Origin of the sequence: Vibrio aestuarianus (assembly GCF_012395185.1) — a bacterium.
GTDB classification, from domain to species: domain Bacteria; phylum Pseudomonadota; class Gammaproteobacteria; order Enterobacterales; family Vibrionaceae; genus Vibrio; species Vibrio aestuarianus.
The window spans coordinates 1-10,101 of sequence record NZ_JAAZTU010000059.1 but is presented as its reverse complement, the minus strand read 5'-3'; the positions used below and the strand labels follow the sequence as shown (position 1 = coordinate 10,101).

The 10,101-nt window shown below is 40.0% G+C and carries 13 protein-coding genes; 9 read left to right on the top strand and 4 right to left on the bottom strand.

The window, feature by feature from the left end; all coding sequences use genetic code 11:
- Together HGG78_RS18885 and HGG78_RS17935 are read left to right on the top strand one after the other, a co-directional pair.
- On the top strand, positions 1-242 hold a 242-nt coding region (locus HGG78_RS18885), incomplete at its 5' end, for a hypothetical protein (protein ID WP_216835664.1).
- 161 nt (positions 243-403) lie between these two features.
- Complete coding sequence (locus HGG78_RS17935; RefSeq protein ID WP_172533709.1) at positions 404-829, top strand: hypothetical protein; 426 nt, start codon at positions 404-406, stop codon at positions 827-829.
- 322 nt (positions 830-1,151) lie between these two features.
- Here the strand turns inward: HGG78_RS17935 and HGG78_RS19185 are convergent, their stop codons facing one another.
- Complete coding sequence (locus HGG78_RS19185) at positions 1,152-1,286, bottom strand: hypothetical protein (protein ID WP_255091409.1); 135 nt, start codon at positions 1,284-1,286, stop codon at positions 1,152-1,154.
- 784 nt (positions 1,287-2,070) lie between these two features.
- On the opposite strand from HGG78_RS19185, the gene HGG78_RS17930 reads away from it, so the two are divergent.
- From HGG78_RS17930 to HGG78_RS17910, 5 genes are all read left to right on the top strand, one after another.
- On the top strand, positions 2,071-2,667 hold the full coding sequence (locus HGG78_RS17930) for a class I SAM-dependent methyltransferase (protein WP_172533708.1): 597 nt from the start codon (positions 2,071-2,073) through the stop codon (positions 2,665-2,667).
- Between the two features lie 935 nt (positions 2,668-3,602).
- Positions 3,603-3,785 (top strand): hypothetical protein, encoded by a 183-nt coding sequence (locus HGG78_RS17925; RefSeq protein ID WP_101958738.1) that lies wholly within the window; start codon positions 3,603-3,605, stop codon positions 3,783-3,785.
- 257 nt (positions 3,786-4,042) lie between these two features.
- On the top strand, positions 4,043-4,936 hold the full coding sequence (locus tag HGG78_RS17920; RefSeq protein ID WP_172533707.1) for an HNH endonuclease: 894 nt from the start codon (positions 4,043-4,045) through the stop codon (positions 4,934-4,936).
- A 680-nt stretch (positions 4,937-5,616) separates the two neighbouring features.
- The gene (locus HGG78_RS17915) at positions 5,617-6,327 is read left to right on the top strand and encodes a hypothetical protein (RefSeq protein WP_172533706.1); all 711 of its coding nucleotides are present in this window, start codon (positions 5,617-5,619) and stop codon (positions 6,325-6,327) included.
- Positions 6,328-6,486: 159 nt separating this feature from the next.
- Positions 6,487-7,023 carry a GNAT family N-acetyltransferase gene (locus HGG78_RS17910; protein ID WP_172533705.1) on the top strand — a complete coding sequence of 179 codons (537 nt, stop codon included), beginning with the start codon at positions 6,487-6,489 and terminating at the stop codon, positions 7,021-7,023.
- Positions 7,024-7,356: 333 nt separating this feature from the next.
- On the opposite strand, the gene HGG78_RS17905 is transcribed toward HGG78_RS17910, so the two are convergent.
- Positions 7,357-7,542, bottom strand: coding sequence for a hypothetical protein (locus tag HGG78_RS17905; protein ID WP_172533702.1), 186 nt, complete (start codon positions 7,540-7,542; stop codon positions 7,357-7,359).
- A 171-nt stretch (positions 7,543-7,713) separates the two neighbouring features.
- Here HGG78_RS17905 and HGG78_RS17900 point away from each other — a divergent pair, with 171 nt between their 5' ends.
- The gene (locus tag HGG78_RS17900; protein WP_172533704.1) at positions 7,714-8,445 is read left to right on the top strand and encodes a DUF2971 domain-containing protein; all 732 of its coding nucleotides are present in this window, start codon (positions 7,714-7,716) and stop codon (positions 8,443-8,445) included.
- A gap of 147 nt (positions 8,446-8,592) precedes the next feature.
- Entirely contained in the window at positions 8,593-8,871 is a 279-nt protein-coding gene (locus HGG78_RS17895; RefSeq protein WP_172533703.1) for a hypothetical protein, read from the top strand.
- 183 nt (positions 8,872-9,054) lie between these two features.
- On the opposite strand, the gene HGG78_RS17890 is transcribed toward HGG78_RS17895, so the two are convergent.
- Complete coding sequence (locus HGG78_RS17890; RefSeq protein ID WP_005377002.1) at positions 9,055-9,345, bottom strand: type II toxin-antitoxin system RelE family toxin; 291 nt, start codon at positions 9,343-9,345, stop codon at positions 9,055-9,057.
- A complete protein-coding gene (locus tag HGG78_RS17885) occupies positions 9,335-9,583 on the bottom strand; it encodes a type II toxin-antitoxin system Phd/YefM family antitoxin (RefSeq protein WP_005377003.1) in 249 nt (82 codons plus the stop codon). The genes HGG78_RS17890 and HGG78_RS17885 overlap by 11 nt, the downstream gene beginning before the upstream one ends.
- Positions 9,584-10,101 lie beyond the last annotated feature (518 nt).

Sequence of the window (10,101 nt, the reverse complement as noted above, 5' to 3'; positions counted from 1 at the left end):
CATTAAATACAATGCAGATATGTAATCAGTTTATTCATAGCTATTACTTTGTCCCGTTCTTCCCAACAGGTACTAGCCCTGTTGGATTCTTTGTTTGCTCAGATTTTGATAAGAAAAACTGTATATATTTCATAACGATTTTTGACGTGGTAGAAATTTTTAAAACTGTTGGGGAAAATTACCCAACAACTATGACGATTGAAAAACTTCAGAATGGAAAAATAAGAACAAAAATTGAGTAACGCACATAACAAACAATTTAAGAGGGATTCCCAACGCTTGGCATTTTTGTATCTACTTCAAATTTAGTGTTTACGGTACAATGCGTTAGATAAGGTGGTGGCGTTGCTCACCCCTTAATTGGGCGTTATGTTTATTTTAGTTTTAGTGTTTGGGAGCCCACATGAGTAAAGTCTTAGATGTCATTGTACTGCAAGCGCAATACTTCCTTGAGGTGTTAAGTAGTACTAAAGGGTATACGCAACTGTTCAAAGGTGGCATTGCTCTAATAATAACTGGGTTCGTGGCGATTCAGTTTATTTTTAGTACTGCATTACCAATCGAAAAGGATGCATACAAACTCAAGTATGAAGCAGAGTTTTCAATGCAAAAAGAGTTTTCGTCCTTCGATGAAATGAAGTGTAAGATCAGCCATGATAGTTACTCTATCTGTAAGCTTGCCAAGTACCAGAAAAGTTTAACTTCTAATAGTATCCAAGCTCTTTATTCTTGGTTAGAGTTTGTCTCTTATTTGGGTCTAATGATGTTGGCTTTATCTGCTATTGGATTTATAGCTCATCCACATTTTCATTCGAAACAAGAAACATAACAAACAATTTAAGAGGGATTCCCAACGCTTGGCATTTTTGCTTCTACTTCAAATTTAGTGTTTACGGTACAATGCTTTAGGTTGGGTGGTAGCGTTGCTCACCCCTTAATTGGGCGTTAGCTGGGGTTAAGAAAAACGGTGAATTTAGGGTGGAAAGGCTTTGGGTTTTCTAGCTACACACCGGACAAATCCCAACTTATCAACTATCTCGCCAGTGGCACTTTTCGGGAAGTGTTTGAACTTAACGAAGTCTGCTTACGGGAAGTGTTGTGTTTGTTAAATTCGTTGGTGCGGTTTCTTTGTTGTTGAAATTTATGAATGCCTAAATGTGTTTCGTGTGCACTGTCGTTGGCTTTTCCGATAGAATTCTTTGCAAATTACCGAGCCCAGGTGTGGTGATTTTCTCGGTCATTTCTTCTTTGCCAAGAGCATTTCGTGGATTGGGTTTTAATTTCACAGCTGTCCGTTTTACTTTGCCGTTTGAAAGCAATAATGTGTTCCAAATTAGGCATTTTGGCGTAATTTGCTAGCGAAAGTGCAGCAGCTAACTAGGCGTTTAAGACGGATTCCCAACGCTTGGGAGTTTCGGCTCTAGGTTGAGTTTTGTGTTTAGGGCGCAATGGTTTAGGATTGTGGTCGCGTTGCTCACCACTTAACGCGGCGTTAGTACGGGTTTGACATCAAAGGTTATAAGTTTTGGTGTTAATCTGTTTTGGCGCTCGTCTTTACACCTTAAAGTTAGTGCCTTTCACGTTCTTTCCGGTGGCACTATATGCGGAGTATTCGCTTTGATTTCACTGTTTACGGCTTCTAACTCTTAGCCTATTTCTGTGGCGCTTCTTCTCTTTCGTGGTTTTTACTAAGTCAGAATTGTCTTTCTTTGGTGTTGCCGTCGAAGTGCGAGGAACGAATCCTTTTCTAATTTGAGGTCAGTACAGGTAGGGGAGTTCAGTGCGTTTTTCTTCTAGCCAACTCTCGTCTCTTAACCGAGTTTAAGTTTTGTAGCTGCCCGTCTCACTTCAGTGTTCAAAGCCTTTCATATCATCTCAGTTTTCAATATCTTGGAGCGCATATATAGAAGTAGCGCATGTACTAACAAATTGCTTAAGAGTGATTCGTAACGCGTGGCATTTTTACTTTGCGGTGGCTTAGGGTGATTAAGGCGCCGTGCGGTAGCTTTTGTATTGCGTTACTCACACCTTAGCAAGGCGTTATGTACTTTTACGGAAAATCAGAAATTTATGGATGAAAATGCTGAAATTTGGCGTCAGTACTACGAAAAGGCACTATCTCGCCCACATTCAAAACGTACTGAATTTGCTGTCAGACTCAATGAATCAAACCTCAAAGTAGCCACTGACTGTGGTTGTGGAACCGGCAGCGATATCGAATACCTCGATCAACAGGGTTATCAAGTTCATGGCTTCGATATTAATCCTGATTCAGTCGCTATTTGTAGAGATAGGTTCGGGTCAAAGTCATTAGTGGATATTTCAGCGTCCTCGTTTGAGTCGTTCGACTATCCAAAGTCTGGTGTAATTATCGCAAACTCCAGTTTGTTCTTCGCTGATCCAAACCAATTTGCATCGACTTGGAGCAACATCAGATCTTCAATTGAAATCGGTGGGGTGTTTGCTGGTGACTTCATGGGTTTCAAAGACAGTTGGGCTAACAACTATCGTAGCCCTACAACATCGTTGTCGGAATCAGAAGTAAAGGCTTTGTTCTCAGGCTTTGAAATAGTCAGGTTCTTTGAACGTGATGAAACAGCGAAAACTTCATTGGGTAGAATGAAGCATTGGCATACATATTCCGTGGTCGCAGTGAAACGTACATAACAAAGCGTTTAAGACAGATTCGCAACGTTCGGCATTTTCGGTTTGATTCAGCTTTAGTGTTTACGGCACAATGGTTTAGGTTCGTTAGTCAGCGTTGCTCACTACTTAACGCGGCGTTATGTTTTAATGTAATTTCAATGACTTAAATGCCTTTGAGTCGTTCTTTGCCCCTTTGGCTACTTGCTGGGAGTAGACTCAGCAAATCACTATTGTCGATCAGTTCTTAAATCTCTCAGCCCGTAAACATGCCAATATTCGCGGGTTGCTTCATTCACGTTTTCGAGTGGTTCGGTAGTCAGGTTTCTCTGGCTCAAAGTCGCTTTGGGCATATTTCCCAATCAGCCAATAACCTTGGCAGTTGCCTCGGCAAATCGCCATTGTTCTGCGCTGCTTTTGCTAAGAAAGGGCACTTGTTGAAAGAGTATCGAGTTGCCTCATTATCAGGGAAGTGGGCTTACTTGCTTTGTGTTCAGCGCATCTGCCTGTCAAGCGTGTTTCAGCTTGTGACTTGGTTCAGAAATCTAGGTTTGCATCTCAGTTCTTTGCCAAGTAAATCAACGAATTGTGCTAAAACATAACAAAGCATTTAAGACGGATTCTCAACGCTTGGCAATTTCAGTTCAGGTCAGTTTTAGTGCTAAATGTGGCAAGGTTTAGGTTTGAGTGGTCGCGTTGTTCACCACTTAATGCGGCGTTATGTAAAGCGGGTAAAATTGGCAGTATTCTGTTTTTGCGATCTCTTAAGCCATCGTTCCGTATCGTCGGCAAAATCTGCTCTTTCTGTCTCGATTCTTTGCTAATTTAGCCGTAAAACATGCCAAGATTCGTGAGTTGCCTCATTCAGCTGTAAAGTCGGTGCGAGGTTAGTTTTTCAGGTGTAAAGTGTGGAAAGTGCAAGGCAAACGAGAATCAGTGCTTTCTGATGGTTTCTTTCGTTGAATTTCCCTGGCTTAAAAGCATTTTTAGGCGCTGATAATCAGTATTCAGCGTTTGTTGCGGCTTGGTTTGTAACATTGCTGACTTCGCAAATTCGTGAACACGGTTGGGTTCTTTTTTTTGTCTATTTCTTCAGTAGTACAGGCTTGGTTTTTCGTGGTAACTTTGGTTTATGTGGTTGAATTTACATAACAAAGCATTTAAGACGGATTCGCAACGCTTGGCGGTTTTAGTGTAAATTCAGTTTTTGTGTTTTAAGTGGTTTATCGAAGCATAGGTGTTTAGCGTCGCTCACCACTTAATGCGGCGTTAAGTTTTTCCGTTTATAATAATCATGCAAGGTATAAATAGAGTGGGAATAGGTTTAAAAACACAGAAAATGCTCTGGGGTAGGGCAGCTAGTCGTTGCGCATATCCTGACTGTAAAATGGAACTGGTAATGGATGCAACTCAAACTGATGATGAGTCAATCGTTGGAGAGGCCTGCCACATCGTGGCAAGAAGCGCAGATGGACCCAGAGGAGAGTCACCACTTACTTCAGAGCAAAGGGATAAATATAATAATCTACTTTTACTATGCAATGTTCACCATAAAGTTATTGATGACCAATCTGAGCACTATACGGTTGAACATTTGCGCAAGATGAAAAGTGATCATGAGGCTTGGGTTACATCTCAGCTCGCGTCATTCGACGCTCACAAGCAACGTGATGATGAAATATACATAACCTATATTGAAAAGCTCGAAACGTTGGTTGAGTTAGATAACTGGAATAATTGGTCTAGTTGGTTATTTAGTGGTGGTCAACCTCAGATAACTAGGGAGCAAATTAAGAAACTAGAAGAACTAAAGGAATATATATTTAGTCGAGTTTGGCCTAATAGGTACCCAGACTTGGAGAGTGCGTTTGAAAACTGTAGGAGAGTGATCCAAGATCTAATCAACACTTTTTACGAGCACTCCGAAGACTTTGGTACAGATAAATTAATTATCGCTAAGTTTTATAGAAATTACCCGCACCAAAGCAAAGAAAGAGAAGAAGCGGTACTTGCATTTGAAGAACACTGCTATTTAGTTGAAGACCTAGCACTAGAGTTGAATAGGGCTCTCAATTATGTCCTAGACATGGTAAGGAAAAATATTCTATACACTTATCGTTTAGAATTAGGAGTACTATATGTGACCTCTGGTCCAAATATGGACTTTACGTTTAGTAATTTAAGAGCACAATACTCAGTAATAGAAAAATCAGGTATTCCTTATCCCGGTCTAACGGAGTTTAAAAATACAGTACGCTTTGAGCGGGATCTCTGGTTTGGAACAAAAACTTAACAAAGCATTTAAGAGTGATTCGCAACGCTTGGCAGTTTCGCTTCGCTCAAGTATAGCCAAACGTCGCTCACACCTTAATGCGGCGTTATGCAACTCAGGTAAATTTAGGGGTTTAATCTTTTGGGGTTTCTCCGGCCATTCGTTTTATGTTGTCGGCAAATGAGCATTTTCGGTTTCAAATTCGTGGTCAACTCAACCCGTAAAACAGATAAGATTCTTTGTTTGCCTCAATCAGTTTTCTCGTTGGTGCGTTGTAAATTTAGCGGTCGCAAAGTGTGGAAAGGGCAAGCCAATCGAGAATGTCGAGTTCGCTGAATATTTTGCCCGTTGAATTTTTCTGGTTCAAAAGTTGGGTTTGTTGCTGAAAGGTGGACTTTGTTTTGGCTGCTTATTTATCACGGTTCGGGCTTGGGTTGATTCTTGGTTCACTTAACCAACATTTTGATTGGTTTCTTAATTCAATTTGGTGTAAATTTTGGTTTATCTTATTGAATTTGCATAACAAAGCATTTAAGACGGATTCGCAACGCTTGGTGTTTTTAGCGTAAATTCAGTTTTTGTGTTTTAAGTGGTTTGTCGAGGCATCGGTGTTTAGCGTCGCTCACCACTTAATGCGGCGTTAGGTGCTAAATTGTGCCGCATATTAATGGTCGAACTAAATTGAAAATTCAGGTTAAGAAATGAGATTAGATAATAGGGAACTTTACGAGTTACTATCTGAAAAGGAAGTTACTCATTTTCATCATGCCAATACAGTTGCGACATCAATTACCTTTATTGAAAACAATGGTTTGTTGTCTAGAGGCGATGTTGCAAATAATGGACTGTACCAAACCCCTCAAGCTTCTGATGAAGAAGACATTAAGTTTGATGTTTGGGGGGATGTATTCATTGATACTGTAGATCTTCATGGCTTATTTCCAAGGCAAAATTTGTATGGGCCAGTCTTATTTAAATTCGGTCTCGATTTCCTGTTGAATGAAGACCTGCATGTTTGGGTTACCAAAAATAATCCTATGTTTTGGCGTGATAATTTAACTCAAGAGGATAAATACTTTCAGAGTGTGGATGAGCTTAGACAACGATGGAACGAGTTTGACACTCAGAGAAAAATGGTAACAATTAGAAAGCCTCAAAGACCAGTATTGTTTCAATATTTGGAAGAAATCATTATTGATAACCCTAAGGTGATTATAAATGATGATATAAGCCTTAGAAGAGAGTCGCAGAATGCGTTATACCTTGCTACAGAACAGCACCCTCAACTGAGGAATATAATTCGAGTGCGAGAGTGTGGGTATTGTTTTTGTACTCAGAACTATCTAAATGACATTGCTGTGCCTGAGTTAGCTAGGTTGTTCTTACCAAAAAATCATGCATATTTCGACTAAATCGCACCTAACAAAAAATTTAAGAGTGATTCCCAACGCTTGGCATTTTCGCTTCAAGGTTGGGTTTTGTGTTTATGGTGCAATGGTTTAGGTTAGGTGGTAGCGTTGCTCACACCTTAATTTGGCGTTATATGCCAATCAGAGATTATAAGGAAAATCATGCAATTGGAACTAGATGGTTACTATCTTCGTTCACTGGATGTGGAAGATAAGGAAGCATTTTACAAGTGGTCTCGTGACCGTGAAGTTACACTTTATAGTCTTTCTTCATATGCGTACCCTCAATCAAAATCAGATATCGAAAAATGGCTTTTATCCATAAATTCAAACCCTAAAAATGTCTCTTTTGGTATATGTAGTAACGAGAATGATCAGCTACTTGGATATGCTGGTATATCTGGGATCAGTACTCTAAATCGTAGCGGTGAATACTTCATTCTTATTGGAGAAAAAAGTTACTGGGGTAAGGGTGTTGGTACATCAGTAACAAAAATCGTAACAGATTACGCTATACGAACTCTTGGTTTGCACAGAGTTCAGCTTACAGCAAGCTCTATTAATTACGGTGCAATTAAGGCTTATGAAAATGCAGGTTATCAACATGAGGGCGTGATGCGACAATCAGGTTTTCGCAATGGTGAATTTGTCGATAAAGTACTAATGTCTGTTCTGTCTACAGAGTGGTCAGGCATATAACAAAGCATTTAAGACGGATTCGCAACGCTTGGTGTTTTTAGTGTAAATTCAGGTTTTATATTTTAAGTGGTTTGCCGAGGCATCGGTGTTTAGCGTCGCTCACCACTTAATGCGGCGTTATGTAAAGCGGGGGAAATTGGCATTATTCTGTTTTTGCGATCTCTTAAGTCATCGTTCCGTATCGTCGGCAAAATCTGCTCTTTCTGTCTCGATTCTTTGCTAAATTTAGCCGTAAAACATGCCAAGATTCGTGAGTTGCCTCATTCTGCTGTAAAGTCGGTGCGAGGTTAGTTTTTCAGGCGTAAAGTGTGGAAAGCGCAAGGCAAACGAGAATCAGTGCTTTCGGATGGTTTCTTTCGTTGAATTTCCTTGGCTTAAAAGCATTTTTAGGCGCTGATAATCAGTACTCACCGTTTGTTGCAGCTTGGTTTGTAACATTGTTGGCATTGTAAATTCGTGAACACTGTTGGGTTCTTTTGTTTTGGCTAATTTTTCGGTCGTACAGGCTTGGTTTTTCATGGTAATTTTGGCTTATGTGGTTGAATTTACATAACAAAGCATTTAAGACGGATTCGCAACGCTTGGTGTTTTTAGTGTAAATTCAGTTTTTGTGTTTTAAGTGGTTTGCCGAGGCATTGGTGTTTAGCGTCGCTCACCACTTAATGCGGCGTTATGTCACAAGGAGTTAATTTGAAACATCAAACATCTTCGATTTTTAAGTATCGTGCTATGTCGAAGACTTCTATCGAGTTATTAGTAAACCAAGAAATATGGTTTGCTAAGCCAGATTCATTAAATGACCCTTTCGATTGTCAATTAGAATACCAACGTTCTCTTGAGGTTGCGTTATCAAAGTTCAATGCAAGCGATGACGTCAAAGACCAATATAAAAAGGCATTTAAAAACTATCTGGAAAACGTAGGGATTTTTTCGTGCAGTCGCACTAGGAAAAATCAACTTATGTGGGCACATTACTCAGATGAACACAGAGGCTTTTGCATTGGTTTCAATGAAGAAAAACTCAAAAAGGATATACCAGAATTAATTCGTCTCGATGTTGCGTACCAAGCTAGCTTACCCTTCGAACAATTACAAAATTCGTTAGAAGTGTTTGACGAAGAAGATTTCTTACTTGGTAACATAAACGAGAAAATAATGCTAAACACTTACGCCAAGACAATCCTAAGAACTAAATACACCTACTGGGGCTATGAGAAGGAAAGGCGATTAATTAGTAAAAAGTTTGGTGCGCAGACTTTTTCTCCTAGCTGCGTAAACTCAATAGCATTTGGCTTAAGAATGAGTGAACGTGACAAAAAAACTATCTGTACAATACTCCGTGGAAGTGAGTGGAGTCACGTCAAGTTGTATCAAGCATCTAAATCGACAGACAAATTTGGTCTCGAGTTCAACGAATTGTGACATAACAAACAATTTAAGAGTGATTCAGCACGCTTGGCATTTTTGGTTTGAGTAAAATCAATGTTTATGGTGGTCAAATTAAGTGTCGTGGTTGCGTGCTTCACACCTTAATTGGGCGTTATATGCCAATACAGATAGGAAGTAAAAATGAACTTTGTATATGAATTTCTATATGTACTTTCACTATCCAAACGCACTCAATTAGCACTGATTCTTGGTGTCGTTTTTCACTTCGTAATTTTATTGGTCGGTCAATACTACATCGCTGAAATTGAGTTCCAAGGAGTAATGAAACCTTTGGAAGACGCCATGGTTGGGAAGCTATTACATAAATACGACAAAGTAGCATTGTTTGCCTTGGTTTCGTTCTGGGTCTTGGCTTTTAAATGTTACCGCAAAGATCGCAAAAGGCTGCATAGCTTGTAGTCCTTACCTTAGGTTCTTACTAAGGTACTTTCAGACTGTTGGAAACAGGCATATAACAAACAATTTAAGAGGGATTCCCAACGCTTGGCATTTTTGTATCTACTTTAAATTTAGTGTTTACGGTACAATGCGTTAGGTAAGGTGGTAGCGTTGCTCACCCCTTAATTGGGCGTTATACCGCAATCAATCATCTAACCTTTTCATAGCTTTACGGTAAACATCGCTACGTTCGCGTTTTCCGACAGCTAAGACGGTTACAATGATGACATCGTCTTCAACTTTGTAGACGAGACGGTAGCCCGATTGACGCAACTTAATTTTATACATGTTGTCAGCACCAGAAAGCTTTGAAGCCGGAACATGTGGGTTATCTAAGCGCTCGATTAGCTTTTTCTTAAATTGTTGTTGCAGAGTAGAGCCAAGCTTTTTCCACTCTTTGAGAGCGCTCTTTTTAAAGTCGAGTTTATAGGTCATCAATATTTACCGAAATGCTCTCTTCAGATTCACGCTCTTTAGCGATAGCTAGTAGTTCAAGATCTTCGAGTCTGTCCATCATCATTTCGTACGCTTCGGCAGGTACGCAATAAAATGCTGGCTCATTTCGGTTTAGTACTGCAACAGGTTCGCCGTAAGCACTAGTTGCAACTTTCATAGGGTTAGCTTTCAACTCAGTAATGCTTGCAGCAACATCGGCTAAAATTCTAGTGGTCATATAATAGGTCTCTTAAGTGGTCTTTATGTTGGTCATTTTAGCCTCAACCAAGCGGTATAACAAGGCGTTTAAGACGGATTCCCAACGCTCGGCATTTTCGGTTTGCTTCATCTTTGGTGTTTACGGCACAATACTTTAAATGTAGTGGTATGCGTTGCTCACCACTTAACGCGGCGTTATGCAACTCAGGTAAATTTAGGGGTTTAATCTTTGGGATTTCTCCGGCCATTCGTTTTGTGTTGTCGGCAAATCAGCATTTCCTCATCAAAATTCTTGGCTAACTCAAACCGTAAAATAGGCAAGGTTCTTTGTTTGCCTCAATCGGTTTTTTGCGTTGGTGCGTTGTAAATTTAGCGGTCGCAAAGTGTGGAAAGGGCAAGCCAATCGAGAGTTTCGAGTTCGCTGAATATTTTGCCCGTTGAATTTTTCTGGTTCAAAAGTTGGGTTTGTTGCTGAAAGGTGGACTTTGTTTTGGCTGCTTATTTATCACGGTTCGGGCTTGGGTTGATTCTTGGTTC

What these genes read in the sequence shown, in the direction of transcription:
- HGG78_RS17935 (WP_172533709.1), top strand. Translation starts at nt 404, where the DNA reads ATGAGTAAAGTCTTAGATGTCATTGTACTGCAAGCGCAATACTTCCTT.
- HGG78_RS17930 (WP_172533708.1), top strand. Translation starts at nt 2,071, where the DNA reads ATGGATGAAAATGCTGAAATTTGGCGTCAGTACTACGAAAAGGCACTA.
- HGG78_RS17920 (WP_172533707.1), top strand. Translation starts at nt 4,043, where the DNA reads ATGGATGCAACTCAAACTGATGATGAGTCAATCGTTGGAGAGGCCTGC.
- HGG78_RS17915 (WP_172533706.1), top strand. Translation starts at nt 5,617, where the DNA reads ATGAGATTAGATAATAGGGAACTTTACGAGTTACTATCTGAAAAGGAA.
- HGG78_RS17910 (WP_172533705.1), top strand. Translation starts at nt 6,487, where the DNA reads ATGCAATTGGAACTAGATGGTTACTATCTTCGTTCACTGGATGTGGAA.
- HGG78_RS17905 (WP_172533702.1), bottom strand. Translation starts at nt 7,542, where the DNA reads ATGAAAAACCAAGCCTGTACGACCGAAAAATTAGCCAAAACAAAAGAA.
- HGG78_RS17895 (WP_172533703.1), top strand. Translation starts at nt 8,593, where the DNA reads ATGAACTTTGTATATGAATTTCTATATGTACTTTCACTATCCAAACGC.
- HGG78_RS17890 (WP_005377002.1), bottom strand. Translation starts at nt 9,345, where the DNA reads ATGACCTATAAACTCGACTTTAAAAAGAGCGCTCTCAAAGAGTGGAAA.
- HGG78_RS17885 (WP_005377003.1), bottom strand. Translation starts at nt 9,583, where the DNA reads ATGACCACTAGAATTTTAGCCGATGTTGCTGCAAGCATTACTGAGTTG.